At 66.6% G+C, this 22,111-nt stretch carries 20 protein-coding genes; 13 read left to right on the forward strand and 7 right to left on the reverse strand.

Going from position 1 to position 22,111, the window contains the following annotated elements; translation table 11 throughout:
- The first annotated feature begins 355 nt into the window (after positions 1 to 355).
- The 5 genes from NP4_RS05320 to NP4_RS40685 all read left to right on the forward strand — a co-directional run bounded on the left by NP4_RS05320 (position 356) and on the right by NP4_RS40685 (position 5,723).
- Positions 356 to 2,257, forward strand: coding sequence for an AfsR/SARP family transcriptional regulator (locus tag NP4_RS05320; protein ID WP_067992740.1), 1,902 nt, complete (start codon positions 356 to 358; stop codon positions 2,255 to 2,257).
- Between the two features lie 38 nt (positions 2,258 to 2,295).
- A complete protein-coding gene (locus tag NP4_RS05325) occupies positions 2,296 to 3,357 on the forward strand; it encodes a phosphotransferase family protein (RefSeq protein WP_082875565.1) in 1,062 nt (353 codons plus the stop codon).
- 247 nt (positions 3,358 to 3,604) lie between these two features.
- Positions 3,605 to 4,873, forward strand: a complete 1,269-nt coding sequence (locus NP4_RS05330) for a matrixin family metalloprotease (RefSeq protein ID WP_067992743.1) — start codon at positions 3,605 to 3,607, stop codon at positions 4,871 to 4,873.
- A 1-nt stretch (position 4,874) separates the two neighbouring features.
- Positions 4,875 to 5,501, forward strand: a complete 627-nt coding sequence (locus NP4_RS05335) for a hypothetical protein (protein ID WP_067992745.1) — start codon at positions 4,875 to 4,877, stop codon at positions 5,499 to 5,501.
- A gap of 48 nt (positions 5,502 to 5,549) precedes the next feature.
- The gene (locus tag NP4_RS40685; protein WP_156524887.1) at positions 5,550 to 5,723 is read left to right on the forward strand and encodes a hypothetical protein; all 174 of its coding nucleotides are present in this window, start codon (positions 5,550 to 5,552) and stop codon (positions 5,721 to 5,723) included.
- Positions 5,724 to 5,729: 6 nt separating this feature from the next.
- On the opposite strand, the gene NP4_RS05340 is transcribed toward NP4_RS40685, so the two are convergent.
- The 4 genes from NP4_RS05340 to NP4_RS05355 form a co-directional block, all read right to left on the reverse strand.
- The gene (locus tag NP4_RS05340; protein ID WP_114755515.1) at positions 5,730 to 6,677 is read right to left on the reverse strand and encodes a cation diffusion facilitator family transporter; all 948 of its coding nucleotides are present in this window, start codon (positions 6,675 to 6,677) and stop codon (positions 5,730 to 5,732) included.
- 148 nt (positions 6,678 to 6,825) lie between these two features.
- Positions 6,826 to 7,296 (reverse strand): hypothetical protein, encoded by a 471-nt coding sequence (locus tag NP4_RS05345; protein WP_067992751.1) that lies wholly within the window; start codon positions 7,294 to 7,296, stop codon positions 6,826 to 6,828.
- 80 nt (positions 7,297 to 7,376) lie between these two features.
- Positions 7,377 to 7,625 (reverse strand): phosphopantetheine-binding protein, encoded by a 249-nt coding sequence (locus NP4_RS05350; protein ID WP_067992756.1) that lies wholly within the window; start codon positions 7,623 to 7,625, stop codon positions 7,377 to 7,379.
- The gene (locus tag NP4_RS05355) at positions 7,622 to 8,560 is read right to left on the reverse strand and encodes a TauD/TfdA family dioxygenase (RefSeq protein WP_067992759.1); all 939 of its coding nucleotides are present in this window, start codon (positions 8,558 to 8,560) and stop codon (positions 7,622 to 7,624) included. Before NP4_RS05355 ends, NP4_RS05350 begins: the two co-directional genes overlap by 4 nt.
- Before the next feature lie 122 nt (positions 8,561 to 8,682).
- Here NP4_RS05355 and NP4_RS05360 point away from each other — a divergent pair, with 122 nt between their 5' ends.
- Together NP4_RS05360 and NP4_RS05365 are read left to right on the forward strand one after the other, a co-directional pair.
- The gene (locus tag NP4_RS05360) at positions 8,683 to 11,301 is read left to right on the forward strand and encodes an AAA family ATPase (RefSeq protein ID WP_067992761.1); all 2,619 of its coding nucleotides are present in this window, start codon (positions 8,683 to 8,685) and stop codon (positions 11,299 to 11,301) included.
- An 86-nt stretch (positions 11,302 to 11,387) separates the two neighbouring features.
- Positions 11,388 to 12,800: an amino acid permease gene (locus NP4_RS05365; protein WP_067992764.1), complete on the forward strand. Its 1,413-nt coding sequence runs from the start codon at positions 11,388 to 11,390 to the stop codon at positions 12,798 to 12,800.
- Positions 12,801 to 12,803: 3 nt separating this feature from the next.
- On the opposite strand, the gene NP4_RS05370 is transcribed toward NP4_RS05365, so the two are convergent.
- Positions 12,804 to 13,862 (reverse strand): serine hydrolase domain-containing protein, encoded by a 1,059-nt coding sequence (locus NP4_RS05370; RefSeq protein ID WP_067992766.1) that lies wholly within the window; start codon positions 13,860 to 13,862, stop codon positions 12,804 to 12,806.
- 349 nt (positions 13,863 to 14,211) lie between these two features.
- Between NP4_RS05370 and NP4_RS05375 the strand changes: the two genes are divergently transcribed.
- From NP4_RS05375 to NP4_RS05385, 3 genes are all read left to right on the forward strand, one after another.
- Entirely contained in the window at positions 14,212 to 14,610 is a 399-nt protein-coding gene (locus NP4_RS05375; protein ID WP_067992770.1) for a VOC family protein, read from the forward strand.
- The gene (locus NP4_RS05380) at positions 14,603 to 15,031 is read left to right on the forward strand and encodes a type II toxin-antitoxin system Rv0910 family toxin (protein ID WP_067992772.1); all 429 of its coding nucleotides are present in this window, start codon (positions 14,603 to 14,605) and stop codon (positions 15,029 to 15,031) included. The genes NP4_RS05375 and NP4_RS05380 overlap by 8 nt, the downstream gene beginning before the upstream one ends.
- Positions 15,032 to 15,092: 61 nt before the next feature.
- A complete protein-coding gene (locus NP4_RS05385) occupies positions 15,093 to 16,316 on the forward strand; it encodes a sensor histidine kinase (RefSeq protein WP_114755516.1) in 1,224 nt (407 codons plus the stop codon).
- 16 nt (positions 16,317 to 16,332) lie between these two features.
- Here NP4_RS05385 and NP4_RS05390 read toward each other — a convergent pair whose 3' ends face one another.
- Together NP4_RS05390 and NP4_RS05395 are read right to left on the reverse strand one after the other, a co-directional pair.
- Entirely contained in the window at positions 16,333 to 16,998 is a 666-nt protein-coding gene (locus NP4_RS05390; RefSeq protein WP_067992776.1) for a response regulator, read from the reverse strand.
- Positions 16,999 to 17,111: 113 nt separating this feature from the next.
- The gene (locus NP4_RS05395; RefSeq protein WP_169813661.1) at positions 17,112 to 17,825 is read right to left on the reverse strand and encodes an AfsR/SARP family transcriptional regulator; all 714 of its coding nucleotides are present in this window, start codon (positions 17,823 to 17,825) and stop codon (positions 17,112 to 17,114) included.
- Between the two features lie 680 nt (positions 17,826 to 18,505).
- Here NP4_RS05395 and NP4_RS05400 point away from each other — a divergent pair.
- The 3 genes from NP4_RS05400 to NP4_RS05410 all read left to right on the forward strand — a co-directional run bounded on the left by NP4_RS05400 (position 18,506) and on the right by NP4_RS05410 (position 22,070).
- The gene (locus tag NP4_RS05400) at positions 18,506 to 19,120 is read left to right on the forward strand and encodes a TetR/AcrR family transcriptional regulator (protein WP_067992779.1); all 615 of its coding nucleotides are present in this window, start codon (positions 18,506 to 18,508) and stop codon (positions 19,118 to 19,120) included.
- 176 nt (positions 19,121 to 19,296) lie between these two features.
- Positions 19,297 to 21,564: an MMPL family transporter gene (locus NP4_RS05405; RefSeq protein ID WP_067992780.1), complete on the forward strand. Its 2,268-nt coding sequence runs from the start codon at positions 19,297 to 19,299 to the stop codon at positions 21,562 to 21,564.
- A gap of 20 nt (positions 21,565 to 21,584) precedes the next feature.
- On the forward strand, positions 21,585 to 22,070 hold the full coding sequence (locus NP4_RS05410) for a WKL family lipoprotein (RefSeq protein WP_067992783.1): 486 nt from the start codon (positions 21,585 to 21,587) through the stop codon (positions 22,068 to 22,070).
- Positions 22,071 to 22,111: the final 41 nt, after the last annotated feature.

A 22,111-nucleotide genomic window follows, 5' to 3' on the forward strand; every position in this document is an offset into this window, starting at 1 on the left:
CGACGGTGCCCCCAGCCGAGCGCCGCCGCACCTGTCGCCCATTTCGAATCCGCCTGGGCGACACGCCCTGTCGGCGCGCCTCGGTAGCACGATGAAACGGTGACTCGGCTGGTGTGCTGCATGGTAATCAGGTGGGCTGTTGAGAACCGGGTGCTTTTTCGACCGATCGACGAATCGTGGCCCCCGGATCATGTTGCAGCACACTCGATCAGGATGTCCCAGCCGACGTAACTGTCGCTGTACTCATACCTAAATCGCTGGTCACACAGGAGGTTTCCGGCCGTTCTTACTTCAGCGAGGCCCGTACGGGCCTATCCTCATCAGTGGCTGCATGTGGTTCAGGAGGGCTTTGTCCATGACGCAACCGCAGATCCGATACGGCGTGCTGGGCTCGTTCACAGCATGGCGGGAAGACCGCGAAATCGAGCTCGGACCGGCGAAACAACAAGCGGTACTCGTCGCACTACTACTGAAGATGAACCGGCCGGTAACGGTGAATGCCATCATCGACGGCGTGTGGGGGGCACACCCGCCGAGTGATGCGCGCAATGGTGTTCAGACCTACGTCAGCCGTTTACGGCGGGCATTGGCACTGCGTCGCGTGTGTAATGTTTCGGAATCATCACTGGTTTGGGCCGATACGGGATATGTGCTACACGGTGATCCGGCTTTGTTGGATCATGTCGCCTTCGACCGTCGCATCGCCGCGGCCGAACAATCCCGGCGGGAAAACGACCTGGCGGCCGCGGCCGACCACGCCGATTCGGCATTGGCGCTGTGGCGCGGTGAACCCTTCAGCGGCCTGGCGGGTCCGATCGTCGAGGCCGAACGCCGGCGGCTACAGGAGCGGTACCTGACCGCGCTCGAGCACCGCGCCGAAATCAAGCTGGCCCGCGGGCGACACGCCGAGGCCGTCTCCGAACTCGTCCCCCTGGTCGCGGCCTACCCACTGCAGGAACGGTTTCGGACACTGCTCATGCTCGGCCTCTACCATTGCGGACGCCAGGCCGAGGCGCTCATGGTCTTCCAGGACGCCCAGCGCCGCCTGGCCAACGAGGTCGGCATCGAACCGGGCCGCGAACTGCGCGAACTGCACCGGCGGATCCTGCGCGACGAGATCGAGCCCGCATTCGGCGGATCCCCCACCGGCGTGGTCGATTTCGCCTCACGCGAGCACGAGCCGGACGACGCGGGTCGGACCGGCAGCAATCAACTGCCCGGCGATATCGCGGATTTCACCGGGCGCACCGCGGAGTTGACCCGGCTGCTCGCCGACCTCCCGCCGAATGTGACCCGCCGGACCGTATTGATCGAGGCCATCGACGGGATGGCCGGTGTCGGCAAGACGACCCTCGCGATCCACGCCGCCCATCGGCTCAGTCCGCACTACCCCGACGGGCAGCTCTATATCGATCTGCACGGACACGCGGCCGACAGCGCGCCCCTGGAGCCGATTGCGGCACTGGACAGGCTCTTACGCGCGATAGGGGTGCCGGGCGAGGCGATTCCGCCCGATCCGGAGGCCCGCGCGGCGCTGTGGCGCGCCAAGATGGCCTGCCGCTCGGTGCTGCTGGTCCTGGACAATGTGGCCGACGCCGATCAGATCCGGCCGCTGCTACCCGGTACCCCCGACTGCCTGGTGCTGATCACCAGCCGACGCCGCCTCGTCGACCTGGAGGTCTGCAAAACCCTGTCACTGGACGTACTTTCGCCGGCGGACGCCACGGCGCTGTTCACCTCGATCGTCAACGACGACCGGGTACTGGTGCAGCCGGAGGCGGTGGAGGAGACCGTACGCCTGTGCGGCTATCTTCCGCTGGCCATCCGGATCGCGGCCGGCCGCCTGCGCGCTCGGCCGGTGTGGCCGATCGAGCGATTGGCCATGCGGCTGCGCGATCCGGGCAACCGGCTCGAACATCTGTCGGCGGGTTCGCGCAGCGTCTCGGCCGCCCTCACCGCCAGCTATCAGGATCTGTCCTCCGATCAGCAACGGGTATTCCAACTGCTCGGCCTGTATCCGGGTCGCGACTTCGATATCCACGCCGTGGCCGCGCTGGCCGATCTCGAGGTGGACACCGCGGAAACCATCCTCGAGGCGCTCGTGGACGTCCATCTGCTGGAACAGGTTGTGCCCGAACGGTATCGGTTCCACAACCTGGTCGCCGACTACGCCGCGACCCTGGTCGCACCGGCCGACGACGAGAGCATCGCGGCGCTGACCCGGCTTTTCGACCACTCTCGCCACGCCGCCCGGTAAGGTTCGCGCTACTGCCGCAGTGTGATTCAGGAGGCCGGATGACAGCGAACGCCGCCGCCGAGATCATCCGACCCACCGCCGACGCGTCCGGATTCGAGCTGAACGACGCCGCGTTCGGCACGTGGCTGGATGAGCTCGGAATCGACTGCGCCGCGCCCTTTCACGTCGAACGGGTCGGCATCGGGCAATCGAATCTGACCTTCCGGATCACCGACGGCGACAACCGGCGGTGGGTGCTGCGGCGCCCGCCGCTGGGCCGGCTACTCGCCTCCGCCCACGACGTGGCCCGCGAGGCGCGCATCCTGGCCGCGCTCGCGCCGACCGACGTCCCGGTCCCGCGGGTGTACGGGCTGCGGCAGGAGGGCGAGGCGGCGCTGCTGCTGATGGAATATGTCGACGGGCTCGTCATCGATCGACCCGAAAGCGCGGCGGGGCTCGCCCCGCACCAGCGCCGTACGGCCGGAATCTCGCTCGCGCGCACGCTCACCCGCATCCACGCCGTCGATCTGACGGCCACCGGGCTCGACGATCTGGCCAGCCACAAACCCTACGCCCCGCGCCAGCTCAAACGCTGGTCGGCGCAGTGGGACAGGTCGAAGACCCGCGAGTTGCCCGCGCTGGACCGGCTCACCGAGCGGCTGCTGGCCGCAGTGCCCGAACAGCGCGAAATCGCCCTAGTGCACGGCGATTACAACATCCGCAATGTGATCACCGCCCCCGGTACCAGCGCGGTGGCCGCGGTCCTGGACTGGGAACTGAGCACCCTGGGCGACCCGCTCGCCGACGTCGGCACCCTGCTCGCCTACTGGCCCGCGCCCGGCGAGCCGACCTTCGCCGGACTCGAGATGTGTAATCTCCCCGGCTTTCCCTCCCGCGACGAACTGGTCGACGAGTACCTCGACCGCACCGGCCGGGACCGAAAGGCGCTGAGCTACTGGCACACCCTGGCCGTGTGGAAGCTGGCCGTCATCGCCGAGGGCGTGCTGCGCCGCATCGTCGACGACCCGCGCAACCGGGCGGTCGCGGGCGCGCCGACCGCCGAACTCGTCGACGGCCTCGTCGACACCGCCCACCGCATCGCCTCCGACGCGGGTCTCTGAGACCTCCTCCGGCACAGGAAATCGCGGCAGATCCTGTCGGACTGCACAAGGTCGGTATTCGATCATTAAGTCCTGGCTTACATATTTGTCCTCGTCGACCGGTGCGCCAGTACTGTGCATTGTGCCGGTCCGAAATGTGGAGATCGATCCTCATGACGTGCGACTGATGCGTAATCCATTGGCATCAGCCGCCATTCAGGGCTGGATAGAAACGCTCACCCGAAGTGCACACGGAGGTCTCCGCCCTATGCCGACTGCTGCCAATCGTCGCAACTATCGCGGAAAGCATCGAGCCGCAAAGTCACCCGCGAATGGCGCACCCCGGCTATTCGCCACGCTGCTCGCGGGAAGTCTGCTGGGGCCCGGCGCCCTCGCGCTGACAACCACCGCCACCGCCTCTGCGGCCGCCCCGAGTCTCGGTTTCAAGGCCCCGATCCAGGGCTACGACAGTGACGGCCGGGCGATCATCCACTACAACAACAAGATCAATGATCCGGACGTCGAGGCCGGGGTCAAACATCTCAATTCCACCCCGGGCCTGAACATTGTGCTGAAACCCGGATCGGGCCGGGGCGCGATCAATATCACCCGCGCGCAGTTGGATGCCGGTGTGGCCGGTCTGGGCGGAATGGACGCCACCGGACCGTTCGTCAAAATCGACGCCAACAATCGCTCCCTGAATTCCGGCGACCGGACCGAAGTCGTCGCGCACGAACTCCTGCATTCCATCGGACTCGATCACAGCCAGGGCGGCGGCTGCGACATCATGGCCCCCGTGATCAACCGGTGCAACAGCGGAGCCACGCCGTTGAACAAGGGTGAGATCGACCAGCTCAACAGCATGTACAAGAAGGGGAAACCGTCCAGCTCCCCCAACCAGAACACCTCCGCCAACAATCCCAACCAGTCGAGCGGGCCGGGCGATGAGCAGTCGGGTCCGAAGCAGCCGAACCAGCCGGGACAGGACGGCGGCGATGATTCGGGTCAGGACAGCGGCGGGGACGATGCGGGCCAGGACAGCGGCGGGGACTGGCCGGGTCAATCGCAGCAGGACAGCGGCGGGGACGATGCGGGTCAGGACAGCGGTGACGATTGGTTCAGCCAGAACGGACAGGACTCCGGCGACGACTGGTTCAGCCAGAACGGACAGGACTCCGGCGACGACTGGTCCAGCGAGAACGGACAGGACAGCGGGGACGACTGGTTCAGCCAGAACGGACAGGACAGCGGCGACGATTGGCTGAGCCAGTTCCAGCAGGACAGCGGGAACGACTGGTTCGGTCAGGACAGTGGCGGCGACTGGTCCAGTCAGGCCGGTGACGGATTCGACTGGTTCGGAGACGGTGGGGCCCAAGACATTTCCGGCGATCTGTTCGGCGGCGGCGACAGTGGGGGCGATATGTTCGGCGGTGACCTGTTCGGCGGCGGGGGCGGCGGATTCGATTGGTTCGGTGGCGGCGGAGGCGGCGGCCGGGATCCGTTCGGGGGCGGCTTCGACGGCGGCGGTTTCTTCTAGCATGCCCAGGCGATTCGCGGCGCTCACGGCGGTCACCGCCGTGGTGTGGTCCCTGGCCGCGGTGGGCGGGCCGGCTGCGGCCGGCCCGCCCACCTGCTCGGGATCCTGGTCACTCGGCGTCGGCGGCTTCACCTTCGGACGCGACGGCGGCCATCAGAATTCGAGCTACATGGTGGCCGATCAGCGGGTGGAGTACCAGACCTTCGATCCGAAATCCGGTGTGGACGAGATCAATCGGCTGTTCTGGGCGCATCGGCGCAAATGCCTCGCCGATCACATCAAGTTGATCGGGCACTCCGAGGGCGCGGGTCTGGTGCACGCCTGGGTGAGCGAGCACCAGTGGGTGAAAAACGCCGACGCCGTCCTGCTGGCCGATCCGAAGCGCCGCGCCGGGCCCGGCGGACCGGGCCTCGCGGGCACCTCGATGACCTTCCTCGTCGGCGCGCCGCTACGCGGCACCGACGCGAATTTCGGTGCCTTCCCGGTCCTTTCGGTCTGCAACCGCGACGATGTGGTCTGCAATATGGACGCGGGATGGGCCGGATATCTGGTCCGCAACGCGCACGGGTCCTATCATCTCGACGCGATGCACTACCCGGACAACGCATCCGGACTCTGGTTCCACTGAGCTCGACTCCCGGTAGCATGGGGTGACACGATTCCGGAGGGGGACTTCATGTCGTCGAACAGTGACCGAGAGCAGCTCGTCGATCCACGGGCGCGATGGCGTCACCTGCCCGCCGAACCCGCCCGATACATCGAGGAGACCCACGTCGACGGGAGTTCGTCGACCTACACGGTGCCCGCGGTCGATCCGATCCAGGACTTCATCCGCCTCTACGGCGGCTAGGCCACATCAGGAGTTGGCCCGATGGCTGGGACCGTGCGCATCCTCGCAATGCGCGCCGGACCCGCCGATCTCCAACAGTTCCGGCATCGCGTGATCGACCTGCAGCGTGGTGTGTTCGATGTGATGCTGCTCGTCGAGCCAGTTCGCCAGATCCTGACATACGGCGTGGCAATCGCTGCCGGGCGCGACCAGCACATGCGCCGACAATGCGGGCGAGCCGGAGGTGATCTCCCAGATGTGCAGGTCGTGTACCTCGACCACATCGGCGCGGGCGACCATGTTCCGGCCGATCTCGGTGGGATCCAGATTCGCGGGCGCGGCCTCGAGGAAGATGCGGCTCGACGCGCGGATCAATTCGACTCCGGCCTTGACCATCAGGACGACCACGACCAGGGTCGCGATGGCGTCCGCGCGGGTGAAACCGGTGACGACCATGACGACACCGGCGACCGCGGTGGCGATGAACGCGAACAGATCGTTGAGGATGTGCTGATAGGCGCCCTCGACATTGAGACTGGTCCGGTTCGCGCGCGAAATCATCCAGGTGGCAAGAACATTCACCACGATGCCGACCAGCGCGGTCGCCAGCACCAGCCCGCCGGTGACCTTCGGCGGATTGATCAGCCGCCGAATCGCCTCATAGGCCAACCAGACCGCCAACAGCAGCAGCGTCAGCCCATTGGCCTGCGCGGACAGAATCTCCACCCGCTTCCACCCGAAGGTCATCCGCCCCGCCGCCGGACGCGCCGCGAGCCGAATCGCCCACAGCGCCAAGACGATCGAGGCGGCGTCGGTGAGCATATGCGCGGCATCCGACAGCAGCGCCAGCGACCTGGCCAGCAGACCGACGGTCACCTCACCCACCATGAAAGCGGCGATCACCGCCAGCGCCCCGGCGAGCCAGCGCCGGTCACTGTCGGCGGTGGCGTGGGAATGCTCGTGTCCGGCGCCCATTCTCATATCCCCTTCCAGCCGTTCGGACCTGCGTGCGGGGTGAGCTGAGTAATTTCTAGCCGAGAATATCGCCCACCGCGGTCTTCGCGATTGGAGTGTCGGGGTCGGATCGAGCCCGGCACGATGAACGGGCCGGATTCATAGATGGCTATGTGACTATGTAATCGTGGTCACGCAGCGCGATTCCGGCCCAGGTGACGGTGAGCGTCGCCTGCGACGCGGCGGTGAGCACGAACCAGCCCGCGCCGGGCAATGTCGACCCGGTGCTCCCGGCCCAGAAGGCCAGCACGGAAATCACCGCCGCGATGCCGCACAGGATGGCATTGGCGCAACTCCAGCTGAATCGCTGTGCCGTGACGCCGAATCCCGTGCCGACCACCACGGCCGCCGCCAAGACCAGGGCCACGAACATCAAACCCGGTCGGCCCTTCATGACCACCGGCGTCGCCAGCGCGCTCGACGCCGTGATCGCCACGCCCGCGGCCGCCAGGATCAGTACCGATCGGCCGAGGTGCCCGATCCGCGTCTCGTCCAGTACCGAGCGCTCGATTCGGCGCAGCGACCGCTCGAGGTCGAGCAACCACTGCTCGGTCGACATCTCGGTATCCCGCTTGCTCATCCCGCTCCCGTCCACACGACAGATGTCGGTCAGCGCGGGTCCGAAGTTCCCGTGAAGGCGGCGGCGCGGAATGCGGACGCTCAGTTCGAGGCCGTCCTTCCGTAGACGTGCTCGGCCAGTGCGGCCACCGTCGTATAGCGGAAGAAGCTGACCAGTTCGGTGCTGGTCGCCAGTTCGGTATCCAGCCGGTCCTTGACCAGCAGCAGCTGGAACGGGGTGCCGCCGACATCGAAGAAGTTGTCGGCGAGGCCGACCTGCGGGAGGTCGAGTACGTCGCACCAGATGCGCGCTATGTGATCGGTGATCGACCGATCCAGGTCGTCGCTCATGCCGTCGCCACCCAGATGCGGCGCGCGCCGCGATAGGGCGTACGGCCGTGCGCCATCAGCATATTGACGATGATCAGCAGATCCCCGCGGTGCCACGGCAGGGTCAGCGCGCAGTCGTCGTAGGTCTGCTCGACCCGCAGCAGATCCTCGGGCGGGATGGGGGTTCCGTTGCCGAAGTGGGCGTTTCGCGCCAGATACCGTTCCGGAAACGCTTCCAGCAGGGCCTCGCGGACCTCATCCCCCAACGCGGCGAGGTGAAACAGGTTGGCCTGGTTGAACCAGACCCGCGCCCCGGAGCGCGGCTCGTCGCGCCAGGCGGGCCGGGTGGTACTGGTGAGCAGGCGCGGCCCGTCCCAGGAGAAGGCCATACCGTGTTCACGGCAGTACCTTTCGACCTTCGCGCGGGAATCGGTCTGGAACGCCTCGCGCCAGCCCAGACCGAGATCGTCGCGATAGGTCCGGGTGTAGCGCACCCCGTGGGCGAAGCGTTCCAACAGATCCTGCGGCAGACTCTGGAACACCGACCGGCTGTCCGCGATCGGCGTGTAGCCACCCCATTCGGCCGGTGTCTCGCACATGAAGAACAGCAGCCGCGGCCAGCTCGCGGCGTGGGAGTCCTCGTTGTGCATGGGAATGCGCTCATCGGGCCGATATTCGGTGGAGGTGTCGATATTCACGCCGATCTCGGTGCGTCCGCCGATCAGCGTGACCACCTCCTCGAACAGGCTCATCTCAGGGGGCAGGCCGCGCAGCAGCACCGCGCCGTAACCATGCAGCGCCGCGTCGATGTGCTCACGATGCGCGCGCAGCCACGCCAGCGGATCATCGACGTCGTCGCCCAGCGCACAGACCAGGGCGGCGGTCGGTCCGTTGTTCTCGACGCGTGCGGTGATCGGGTCGAGGCCGGTCACATCGATCGGCGGTGTCGGAATCATCCAGTCCTCCTCGGTCGCCCGGTCTCCCTCGTCTCTCAGCCTTGTGGCCGACCGGTATCGTTCGCGTCGGTAGTTGTTGCCTATTGGAACTAAGCCGAACCGTCGGCAATGATCGAAGACATATGGACGGATTGCTGGGTCGGCAGGACGAAATCTCCCGGTTGCGAACGCTTTTGGATGAGGCCGGGCAATCCCGGGGCGGCGCGGTGCTGCTGCGGGGAGAGGCCGGCATAGGCAAGAGCGCGCTGCTGGATCGGCTGGCGGAATCGGCCGAGGATTTCATGATCGTGCGCGCCTCGGGCGTGGAGTTCGAGACCGAGCTGCCGTACTCGGCGCTGCATCAGCTGTGCGTCTCGGCGCGCGAGCATCTGGGCGGCATTCCGGATCCACACCGCCGGGCGCTGCGGATCGCGTTCGGCATGGATTCCGGTGTCCCCGATCCGTTCCTGGTCGGCATGGCGGCGCTGGGGGTACTGCTCGAACACGATCGGCCGCTGCTGTGTCTGATCGATGACGCGCATTGGCTCGACGACGCCTCGGCCCGGGCCATGGGTTTCGTGGCACGCCGCGTGGGCGCGGAACGGGTGGCCATGGTGTTCGCCACGCGGGAGCGGCCGAACGGGCTCGATCATCTGCGCACGGTGGACGTCCAGCCGCTCGGCGAGCGCGACGCGTGCGCACTGCTGGCCCGCGCGATCCGCGGCCCATTGGACGAACGCGTACGCGCCCGCATCCTGTCCGAGGCGCGCGGCAATCCGCTGGCCCTGGTGGAACTGGCCGCCACGGCCGGATTGACCGGAATGGCCGGCGGTTTCGAGCTGCCCGGCCCGGCCGCCGCCGAACGCAGCTTCCACGCTCGCCTGCAGGGCCTTTCGCCGCAGTCCCGGCAGCTGCTGACCGTGGCCGCGGCCGAACCGCTGGGCGATCCGAGTCTGCTGTGGCGGGCCACGGCCCTGCTCGGTCTGGAACGCACCGCCGCGCAGGATGTTTCGCTGATCGAGGTCGGAAATCGGGTGCGCTTCGTACATCCGCTGGCCCGCTCGGCGGCCTACCGCGCGGCCACCGACGCGCAGCGTCGCCGCGCCCACTACGCGCTGGCGCAGGTCAGCGATCCGAGTACCGATCCGGACCGGGTCGCCTGGCATCGGGCCCAGGCCAGCGCCGGACCCGATGAGGATGTGGCCGAGGCGCTCGCCGCCTCCGCGGCCCGGGCGCAGGCGCGCGGCGGAGTGGCCGCGGCGGCGGCCTTCCTGGAACGGTCGGCGGAGCTGACGCTGGATCCGCGGCTGCGGATCGAGCGCATTCTGGCCGCGGTCGAGGCCAAACTGTCGGCCGGGGACTTCGATACCGCCTCCGAACTGCTGTCCACGCTGCCGCCGGACAATCCGCGCGTGGACATTCTGCGCGCGCGAATCTCCTTCGCCCGCTTCCGAGGTGAGGATCTGCCCACCGGACATCTGCTGCGCGCCGCCGCCAAACTGGCCGACCGCGATCCCGCCCAGGCGCGGCTGGTCTATGTCGACGCCATCGAGATGAGCACCCAGATCGGCGGGCTGGCCACGGTGATCGGCGCGGTGCGCACCGCACCGTCCGCGCCGCCCGGTCTGGTGCGCAGCGCCGACCACATCCTCAACGGCATGGTCGCGCTGGCCGATCGTGGGATTCGCGCGGGCGTGGAGATTCTGCGCCCGGTGGTGACCGATGTGGGCGATCCGGTGTGGACGCGCTGGCCCAATCTGGGTTATCTACTGGCCCTGGAGATGTGGGATCCGGCCACCATGCGCGATATCGCCACCCGCACCACGATCGCCGGGCGCGAATCGGGCTCGTTCCGGCTGCTGCAGCTCGGACTGGCCATGCTCGCCACCGTCAACGCGCACAACGGCAACTTCGCCACGGCCGAGGAACTGATCGCCGAGGAGGAGGCGATCGCCGAAGCCACCGGCGCCGCACCGCTTTTCTACGCACGCGTGCACCTGGCCGCGCTACAGGGCCGACGCGCGGAGGCCGAGGGGCTGCTGTCGCGGATCGGTCCGCATATGAGCATCAGCGTGCAGTACGCGTCGGCGGTGCTCAACAACGGTCTCTCCGATTATCCGGCCGCGCTGCGGGCCGCCCGCCAAACCGTCGCGAGCGGCAATATCGGCGTGGTCGGCCACGCGCTGCCCGAACTGATCGAGGCCGCGGTGCGCTGCGGGCGCGATGCGGAGGCGCGCTCCGCGCTGGCGGCGCTCATCGAACGCACGAGCGCCAGCGGAAGGCCCTGGGGGTTGGGCATCGAGGCCTATGCCCGGGCCCTGGTGCACGACGACGAGGAGCTCTACCAGCGGGCCATCTCGCTGCTGGACGCCTGGCCGGGACTGGTCCGGCGCGGCCGCGTCCATCTGGTCTACGGCGAATGGCTGCGCCGTCAGGGCCGACGCCGCGACGCCCGAGTCGAATTGGGCCGCGCCCACGAGTTGCTGTCGTCGGTCGGCGCGGAGGGTTTCGCGGCCCGGGCCGCGGCCGAATTGCAGGCCACCGGCGCCCAGGCCCGCAGCCGCTCCGCGGCGAGCAACGTCGGCCTCACCGGACAGGAGATCCGCATCGCCCGCATGGTCGCCGACGGGGCCACCTCCAAAGAGGTTGCCGCCGAACTGTTTCTGAGCCCCCGCACCGTACATGCCCACCTGCGCAGCATCTTCCGCAAACTCGCCATCACCTCCCGGCGGCAGCTGCGCGACCTGCCCGAGATTCGATGACGGCGTACGCCGAAAGTCCGCTTCCGCGACGGTGATTCACGTTACAGTCGAGCGGTATCACCGCTCGACCGCCGGGGAAGGTTTCGATGCAGGACCGGACCGATATCGGGGACCTCGGCTATCAGCAGCGACTGCGCAGACGCCACATCCAGATGATCGCCATCGGCGGTTCGATCGGCACCGGGCTGTTCCTCGGCGCCAGCGGACGGATGGCGCTGGCCGGACCCTCCCTCGCCATCGTCTACATCGTGTGCGGGATCTTCACCTTCATGGTCGTGCGCGCGCTCGGGGAGCTGGTGATGTACCGGCCCTCCTCGGGGGCGTTCGTGTCCTATGCCCGCGAATTCCTCGGTGAGCGCGGGGCGTATTCGGTGGGGTGGCTGTACTTTCTGAACTGGTCGACCACCCTGGTCGCCGATATCACCGCGATCGCGCTGTACGCGCATTTCTGGTCGTTTCTGGTGCCCGTGCCGCAGTGGCTGCTCGCGCTGATCGCCCTGACGATCGTCGTCGGGCTCAATCTGCTGTCGGTCCGGATGTTCGGCGAGCTGGAGTTCTGGTTCGCACTGGTCAAGGTCGCCACCATCGTGGTGTTCATGCTGCTGGCGATCGGATTCATCGTCACCGGCACCGCGGTCGGTGACAATGTGCCCGGCATCTCGACCATCACCGAGCACGGCGGGCTGTTCCCGCGCGGTCTGACGCCGATGCTCACCATCGCCCTGGGCGTGGTGTTCGCCTTCGGCGGCACCGAGATGATCGGTGTCGCCGCGGGCGAATCCGCCAATGCGCGGGAGGTGGTGCCGCAGGCGGTGAACTCGATCATGTGGCGGATCATCCTGTTCTACGCCGGTTCGGTCATCCTGTTCACGCTGCTGCTGCCGTGGACGGCCTACTCGGCCGAGGAGAGTCCGTTCGTCACGGTGATGAGTTCGATCGGCATCCCGCACGCCGGGGACGTCATGAATCTGGTGGTACTCACCGCGGCGATGTCGAGCCTGAACGCGGGGCTGTACGCGACCGGGCGCACCCTGCGCTCGATGGCCGTCGCGGGCGCTGCGCCCCGCTTTGCCCAGCGGATGAACCATCACGGCGCGCCCTACGGCGGCATTCTCATCACCAGCGTGGTCGGCATCGCCGGGGTGGTGCTCAATCTGGTGGTGCCGCACAAGGCCTTCGAGATCGTGCTGAATCTGGCCGGCCTGGGCATCGTCGGCACCTGGGCGTCGATCATGATCTGCCACTGGATCTTCGTGCGCAAGGCCGAGCGGGGCGAGTACGAGCGGCCCGCCTTCCGGCTGCCCTTCGCGCCGATGCTCAATATTCTGACCCTCGGCTTCCTGGTCGCGGTGATCACGCTGATGTTCTTCGACGCCGAGATCGGGCGGATCACGTTGGCGGCCTTCCTGCTCGTGGTCGTCGCCATGGTGGCGGGCTGGTTCCGCGTCCGGGGACGGCTCGATCCCGACGTCCTCGGCTCGGTTCAGCCCGCCGAATGACGCCTAATCGGCCCGGAACACCTCCGCGACAAGCTTTTTGGTCGCGTCCTGGAACGCCTGCGACAGCGACATCCCGGGATCGTCCACATAGTTCAGCGCGGCGGTCAAGGTTTTGCGGCCGTCGAGGGTGCTGTACATCAGGGCCCCGTGACCGGCGATGCCGCCATTGTGGGTGATGACGGTGCCGCCATCGGTCTCCTGCACGAAAATGCCCAGACCGTAACCGAATTCGGGATGCGGCGTGCGCATCTGGTCCAGCAGCGCGGCCGGTAGCAGCTTTCCGCCCATCAGCGCGGACAGGAAGGTGTGCAGGTCACCGGTGGTGGAGATCATGTCACCGCCGCTGGAGATCCAGGACGGATTCTGGCGGGTGACATCGACCGTATGCTGTTCGCCCGCTTCCTCGTAGCGGTAGTAGGCGTGGGCGTGTGGTTCGGGGAGATCGGGCTGGGTGGTCGGGGCGACGGTGCCCGACAGGCCGAGCGGGGCAACGATGCGATCGCGCAGTTCCTCGGCGATGGGTCGCCCGGTGACCTTCTCGATCAGCAGTCGGGCCAGGACATAGTTGGTATTGGCGTAGCTCCAACCGGTCCCCGGCTCGAACCGCGGCTGCTTCGACAGCGCCAGCCGGACCAGTTCCTCCGGCCGATAGGTGCGAAAACGATTGTCCACCCACTCCTTTCCGGACCAGACGATGCCCGGCACGACCGTCCCGTCCTCGAAGTACTCGCCGGTGAAGTTGAACACCCCGCTGGTGTGCTGCAGCAGCATGCGCACCGTGATGCGTCGATCCAGCCCGAATTCGGGCAGGTAGTCCGCCGCCGGGTGGTCGAGTTCGACCTTGCCCTCGGCCACCAGCTGCAACATCACGGTCGCGATGAAGGTCTTGGTATTGCTGCCGATCCGGATATGCCCGTCGATCGGCGGACTCGCGGCCTCGCCCAGCCGCGCGAGCCCGGCGCTGCCGACCCACTCACCGCGATTGTCGTTGACGCGCAGGGTGATTCCGGTGAAGCCGGATTCGACGATCTCGTCGATGATGTTCTGTAACTCGGTTGTCATGATGGATACGTTCGCCGGACCGGCTGATACCGAGCTGACGCCGACCTGATACGACCGCTGTCACGGACCGTGTCGACTCCCGGCGCATTCGCGCCTACCACCCTGGTTGACTCCCCGTCGACTGCACGACGAACGCGCCATACGGAAAACAACCCGTCGCCTGATGTCACCGCATACCCGTTTCGTCTAATTTCACTGTCAAAGATGTATAGGGGGTGCGTTTCCCATCAATCGGCAGGCGATAGGAGAAACGGAGGGGTTGGCGGGGGATCACCGTCTACCTACTATCGGCACGAAATACCAACCGCCGCCGGCTCATTCGCCGGGCAGGGAAGGACACACTACAGCGATGGGCAATGGGGTTGCTTTTTTCGAGATCGGGACCGACGATCCGGTGGGTCTGGAACGTTTCTACAGCGACGTGTTCGGTTGGACCTTCACCGCGGGTCACGGCGACTCTTACCGCATTATCCGGACGCAGGGAAAAGGAATCTCGCTGGGCGGGCTCTGGGACAGCAAGCAGGAACCCGACAACCCGCTGCCCGCCAACTACGCGATTTTCGCGATCGAGGTCGACGATGTCGTCACCACATGTGAGCGGGTAACCCGGGCGGGCGGCAAGTTGATCGACCCGCCGATGCCGGGGCCCGACGGCATCGTGGTTCTCGCACACGTGCGCGATCCCCTGGGAAACCATATCGCCGTCTTCCATTCGGCCTTCACCCACGAGGAAGGCGAGCGTGGCTAAGGGAGTCGGCACGATCGAATTGCCCAAACCGCCCGAACAGGTCTGGGCGTTGCTGACCAACCGGACCCGCTACGGCGAATGGCTCACCGTGCACGCGGCCTGGGACGGCGGGAGCGCCACCGGTTTCGAGGTGGGCGCCACCTTCACCCAGCGGCTCCAACTCGACGGTCCCCCGGCGCCGGTCGTTTGGATCGTGACCACCTACGAGCCGGGCGCCAACCTCGAACTGTCCGGCCGGGGCGCGACGGATTTCCGGGCGCGCCTGTCCTACACCGTCGCTGCCACCCGGTCCGGCAGCGTCGTCGAACTCGTACTCGAACTCTTCGGCGGCGCGCTCGACGGCTCGGTCGGCAAGTTGATCGAACCCGGGCTGTGCCGCGAAATGACCAGGAGCCTGCGCAAACTCGCGGAGCTGAACTAGATCTGTTTAGAGTCGACGGAGCAACGGTGGAAGTCGATCGCGGGGCGGGCGGGTTCGGGAAATGAGCGCTGGGGAATTCGGACGCCGGCAACCACGAATCGTGGATGTGGCGATGGCCCTCACCCTCTGCACGGCCATGTGGCTGATGGGCGCGGTGTACCACCCCGAAACCGTATTCCGCACCGGAGGATGGCCGCCGTTCGGTCCGGCGGCCTACGTCCTGACCGCGGTGATATGTCTTCCCCTCGCGGCGCGGCGAATCGCGCCGATGTCGATCCTGGTGGTGGTGTCGGCGGCGTATACCGGTTACCTTGCGCTGGGCTATCTTCCGAGCCTCAATTTCTACGGCCCCATGCTGGCCTTCTACACCGTCGCCGCCATGAAATCACCTCGGGAAGCGGCGATCGGCGCGGCCTTGCTCGGGGCCGAGTTGTTCTACAGCGGTTTGATGGCGCCCGAGGTGCCGCTGGTCGTCGCGATCGTGCAGGGCGTCGCGGTGCCCCCGGTGGTGTGGGGCGTCGCGGAGGTGTCGCGACGGCTGAGCATGCGCAACCGGCAATTGGCCGCGGCGACCGAGCAATTGCGCCGCGAGCAGGAGCATCGGGTCGAACACGCGGTGGCCCAGGAACGTCTGCAGATCGCCCGGGAGCTGCACGACGTTGTGGCGCACCATATTTCGGTGATAGCGATGCAGGCCGGGCTGGCCCGCTACGTATTCGACACCGATCCGGCCACGGCCCGGGCCGCCGTGCAGACCGTGGACGGCATCAGCCGCGAAACGCTCGAGGAGCTGCGCCGGGTGCTGAAACTACTGCGCACCTGCGAAACTCCGGTCGAATCCGCCACCACGCTCGTCGAGACCGAGCCCGCCCCCGGAGTGGCGGGACTGGCGACATTGATCGCGCGAGTCCGTGGCGTCGGCGTGAACGCCGGCCTGGACGTGACCGGCGCGGTCGAGGAGCTGCCATCGGGGTTGCAGCTCACCGTGTATCGGGTCGTCCAGGAGGCGCTGACCAATGTCATCAAACACGCCGGCCCCTGTGACGCCACCGTCGAAGTGCGCCGCGATGACCGGCAACTGACCGCGACGATCACCAATTCCGAAGGCTCCCCCGCACATCCGGCCACGCGCATCGAACGCGGCGGTTCCGGCCACGGACTGCTCGGAATGCGCGAGCGCGCTCGGCTCTACGGCGGAACACTGACCGCCCGGCCTCGTCCGGAGGGCGGATATGTCGTGCTACTGACCGTGCCCTGGGCGGCGCCCGAGGCGTCGCGGAACTGATCGCGAAGGGACGCCGCTAATTTCGGCGGGGAACCACGAGTCCGGTCTCGTAGGCGATGACGACGGCCTGGGCGCGACTGCGGATTCCGAGCTTGGTCATACTGCGGTAGAGGTGGGTTTTGACGGTGCTCTCGCTGACACAGAGTTCGGCGGCGATCTCGATATTGGATATCCCCCTGCCGACCAGGCGCAGCACCTCGACCTCGCGTGTGGTCAGCGATTCCAGCGACGGATGCGGGCCTCGGTGGGATTCGGTCCGCGCCGCGAATTCCTCCACCAGGCGGCGCAGGACGGCCGGGGCGATCAGCACATCGCCGGCGGCGACCGCGTGGATCGCGGCCAGAACCTGTTCCGGCGACGTGTCTTTGAGCAGGAAGCCCGACGCCCCGATGCGCAATGCGGAGTAGACGTACTCGTCGAGGTCGAAGGTGGTCAGGATGAGCACCCGCGGCGGTCGAGCGGAGGCGGTGGCGAGGATCTTCTCGGTGGCGGTGATGCCGTCCATACCGGGCATGCGAATATCCATCAGGACGACGTCGGGCTGATGGAGTTCGGTGAGGGCGACCGCGTCCTCGCCGGTGGCGGCCTCCCCCACGACGGTCAACCGACCGCTGGTGCGAACCAGGGCGGCCAGACCGGCGCGAACGAGAGGTTGATCGTCGACGACCAGAACGGTGATCATGCACACCCTTCCGACTCACCCGCGAACCCGACCCAACTTATCCGGCCCGCATCGGATGGGACAAGCCCGAGTTCCACCGGCTTCGGCGGAGAGTCGAAAGGTTCTGTGCCTGTTCAGAACTCCGAATAGGTGTAGGTTTCCGCACGGTGTTTCCGCACGGTGGTCACGAACGCCTCGCGCAGCCCGTCACCGGGCCCGACGCCCAGTTCGTCCTGGAACAGTCGCTCCGCCGACTTGTAGGCCTCGACCGCTTCGGCCTGCCGCCCGGCGCGACGCAGCGCGGTGATCAGATGGATTCGCATTCGCTCGTTCAGCGGGTCGTCGCGGATGAATCGTTTCGCGGTCGCGATGACCCGACGATCATCGCCCAGCGCGATCCAGGCGTCCAGCAGTGTTTCGCGCGCCGTACTGCGCAATCGCCGCAGTTCGTCCGCGGCCGCGGCGGCCAGCGGACCGTCCGCCAGATCGAGCAGGACATCCCCGCGCCACAGGCCCAGCGACTCCTCGAGGATCGCCGCGACGACCGACGGCACCGACGGAGCCAGGCTCAACGCGTGTTCCACACCCGCGGTGAACCGGTGGGCATCCACCGCCGAGCGCGACACACCGAGCCGGTATCCCGCCGGGGTCGATTCGAGCACGGTCGGGTCGACGCCGTGGCCGACCAGCCAGCGCCGTACCCGAGCCACGTGCGCGTGCAGGGTGTTCGCCGCATTTCCGCTGGAACGCAGCAGATCGAGCTCCTCGATGAGCTCGTCGCGGCGCACCTCGCCGCCCGCGCGCAGCGCGAGAGTCGCGACGATGATTTGGAGCTTACGGCCGGGCACTTGAACTTCCACGCCGTTTATAGCCGGTTGCAATGGTCCGAGAATGTTGAGTGCTATTCTTGACATCGACTCCAGTCCTCCCCTCGGCGGGCAGCATCCGGCATGCGATATTGCCCCCCGAAATACCGGGTAACGCGGTCGGGTGCAGCTTTGAAAGCTCGAATCCGTATCGATACCGTCTCCGGATCGGCAGGAAATCCCCCCGAGTCACAAATTTTTCGATCGGGCGGATTATTTCCCCTCGCCCCTGATCAAACGCAGACCACGCGGTCTTACCGCCCAATCCTCCATTCCGTCGCCGATTCACCGCCTCCCTGCGAGGGTGAACCGACCGGTCGCACGCAGTTAATACGTCCGGCAACGACTGGCCGGTACTCTATCATTTACCCTCTCAGCTGTCAACATTCTTATGAAAATCACAGAACTATTTCCAACTGCTTTCATTCGGTTTACGAACATATCTGTTCGCGAAGATTGCGAAGAAATTCGCAGCAAACTGCGGATTCGATTTCAATTGGCGAGCAACGAAGCAGCATGCTTCTACTGATTCGAATAGAACGAGACGACCCGACAGCAATTCCACGGCCGCGTCCAGCAACTCGGCCGGACAAAGGAGTCTCGCCTCACAGACCGACCGAAAGTCGTAGACCGACCCACAGTCTGCCGGGTATGCTCGAATCGTGAGTGAGGTCAAGGCGAGCAGGCGCGATATGTATGCCGCGCTGACGAAGACTGCGATCCTCGATGCCGCGCGGAAGCTGTTCGTGGAGAAGGGTTTCGACTCGACCTCCGTCGACGACATCGCGCGCGAGTCGCAGCTCAGCAAGGGCGCCGTATACCACCACTTCCAGGACAAGCAGCAGGTCTTCGCCGAGGTCTACCTCGCGGCGGAGAAGGTGGTGATCGGCGCGGTGGCGGAATCGGCCATCGCGCCCGACCTCGAGCCCTGGGACCGCGCGGAAGTGGCGGCCCGCACCGCGATTCAGCGCTACGCCGCCGACGCGGACACCCGATCGCTGCTGCGCCAGGTCACCGGCGTGCTCGGCGTCGAGCGCACCCGCGAACTCGACAGCGAAGTGGCGCTTCCGCTCATCCGCGGCCTGCTCGACGAGCTGTCCCGGCTCGGCCTGCTGCGACCGGTCGACCTCGATACCACCGCGCAGATGGTGTTCCGCCTGCTCGCCGAGGCGTCGCTGGCGATCGCGCTCGCGCAAGATCCCGAGACCGCGTCCCATGATGTGGAGCTGGTGATGCTCTCCATGTTCCGCGGACTGCGGGCCGACACCCCCGACTGATACCGCAGAGCCCTTACAGACAGTCCCGCACGGCCGCAGGTTCGAATACCCACTTCGACCTGCGGTTTTTTATTTCCCTCGCTAACCGACTGTTGACATGTGAGCGACTTGAAGTATGGTACAGACCGAGAGTCTGTCAGATTCTCGGTCACCTCGGTGCACATGGGAGGGTCCCGGTGGTTTTGACGGCATTGGCGCGATTCGCGCTACGGTTCCCCAGGGCAATCGCATCGGTCGCACTCCTGCTCGGCGTGGGCGCGACGGTGTTGGCGATTCCCGCGGTCACCGGCTTACCGGCCGGCGGTTTCGATGTTCCGACCTCGGAGTCGATCCGGGCCGAGCAGGTACTCGACGAACGTTTCGACGCGGGCGGCATGCCGCTCGTCTTCACGGTGACCGCGGCCGACGGCGTCGACAGTCCGGCGGCGCGCGAGCGCGGCGAGTCCATCGTCGCCGCCCTGCGCAATTCGCCCTACGCCAAGCAGATCCTCTCCTATTGGACGACGCCGCAGCAGCAGCTGGCCGAGCCGCTCGTGGGCGCCGACCGGCATACGGGGCTGGTCATCGCGCGGATCGTCGGCGGTGACAAATACGCCCCGGCGCGCGCCCGCGATTTGGCGAAGTCACTGGAGTTGGATGCGAAGGGCGTCACCGTCGCGGTGGGCGGACCGGCCATGGCCTACAGCGATGTCGAACAGCAATCCCGTTGGGATCTGGTGCGTTTCGAGGCGATCGTCACCCCGATCACCTTCTTGGCGCTGGTGTGGATCTTCGGCAGCGCGGTGGCCGCGTTCCTACCGCTGGCGATCGCGCTGCTCGCCACAGTCGGCACGACGGCGGTGCTGTGGCAGATCTACCAGTTCACCAATGTGTCGGTCTTCGCGACCAATATCGCCACGGCGGTCTGTCTGGCCCTGGCCGTCGACTACACGTTGTTCATCCTCAACCGGTATCGGGAGGAGCTGTCCCACGGCGCGTCGACGGAACGCGCACTGATCATCGCCATGAACACGGCCGGGCGCACGGTCACCTACTCGGCATTGACCATGGCGTTGACGCTGTCGGCCATGGCCGTATTCCCGCAGTACCTGTTGCGGTCGCTGGCCTACGGCGGCGTCACCGCCGTCCTGCTGTCCCTGCTCGGCGCTCTGGTGTTGGCGCCCGCGCTCATCGTCCTGCTCGGCAGCCGCATCGACGCATTCGATATCCGACGGCTGCTCCGGCGACGGCGTCCCGCACCGACCGCACGCGTCGAAAGCGTTGAGGAGCGGTCGATCTGGTACCGGATCGCGACGTTCGCATCCCGACGGCCGCTCGCGGTCGTCGGCGGCAGCGTCATCGTCCTGCTGCTGCTGGGCCTGCCGTTCCTGGGCGTGAAACTCGCCTACCCCGACGATCGCAATCTCCCGACGACCACGCTGTCGCGTCAGGCGGGCGACATCCTGCGGTCCGACTTCACCCAGAACTACGCCGGCACCGCGCAGGCGGTCCTTCCCGCGGGCGTGAAATCACCCGCCGACGTGACCGGCTATGCCATGGCCCTGTCCACCGTGGACGGCGTCCTGCGGGTCACCGGCCCGAACGGAATCTACGAGCGCGGCAAGGTGATCAGCGCCGCCACCTTCGACTCCGCGCTCAAGGGCGATTCCGCGTATCTCACCATCGCCACCGATCGGGACCCGTACTCGGACGCCGGCAAAGCACAGCTGAGCGCGCTCAAATCCGTTCGCGCACCGGCTCCCACGCTGTTCGGCGGCATGACCCAGCGCAATATCGACAATCTGCACGGCTTCACCGACCGCATACCGCTGGTCCTGGCGATCATCGTCGCGATCACGCTGATTCTCACCTTCATGATGACCGGAAGCATCCTGCTGCCGCTGAAGGTGCTCATCACCAACGCCGTCTCGCTCACCGCGGCCGGCGGGGTGGTGGTGTGGATCTTCCAGGACGGACATCTCGGCGGACTCGGCACGGTCGTCTACGGCCATACCGGTGTCATCGTCCCGGTTCTGTTGCTGTGCATCGCCTATGCGCTGTCGATGGACTACGCCGTCTTCGTCCTGTCCCGGGTGCAGGAGGAATGGTCGCGGTCCGGGCGGACCCGAGCCGACAACAACCGCGCCGTCGCGCTGGGACTCGCCCGCACCGGACGGATCGTCACCGCCGCCGCGGTCGTCATGGTGATCGTATTCCTCGGCCTGTCCGCGGGTCAGGTGTCGTTCATGCGCAGCCTGGGCGTGGGACTGATGGTGAGCGTCATCGTCGACGCCTTCTTCATTCGAGTGCTGGTGGTACCCGGCCTGATGGCCCTGCTCGGCCGGGCCAATTGGTGGGCCCCCGAACCGATGCGGCGCTGGTACGAGCGCCACGGATTGCGTGAAACAGACAACCCCGCCCCCGTCGCGGCGGTCCGCGCCGAGGCGGGGGCCATCCAGGATTGATCACGCCGAAAGGAAATCTCATGAGGCGAACCGTCACCATGCTGCTCTTTCCCGTCGTCGCGGCGACGGTGCTGACCGGCTGCGGAGGCTCGAAGCCCAGTGCCGCACCGGAATCCAGCACCGCCGCGCCCGCCGACTGCACCCAGGGCGGCAAATATCCGCAGTCGCCCACCACCGAACTGCTCCAGGGATTGCTGCGACGCGGATTGGATCCGACCGTCGCACCCGCGGACAAAGTTGATTTGATGCAGGGCGGTGCGGGCGATCCGGGTTTCTTCGATCGAATGCTCACGGCGCTGAATCAGGCGAACTTCGCGGTCACGATCAATGGCGTCACCGATTACTGCAACGGCACCGCGAACGCCGATGCCACCCTCAGTTTTTACGGCCAGCCCAACAACAGTCAGGTTCCGCTGATCGCCGAGGACGGTAAGTGGAAATTGGAACGGGTATGGGCCTGCGGGCTCGCCGCCAGTCTCCAGCAAACTTCGCCGATCTGCGTCTGACCACCACCGCACAGCCATAAACGATCGACCGAGAGGTGCTC

It is taken from the genome of Nocardia pseudobrasiliensis NBRC 108224 (genome assembly GCF_001613105.1).
Lineage (GTDB): Bacteria > Actinomycetota > Actinomycetes > Mycobacteriales > Mycobacteriaceae > Nocardia > Nocardia pseudobrasiliensis.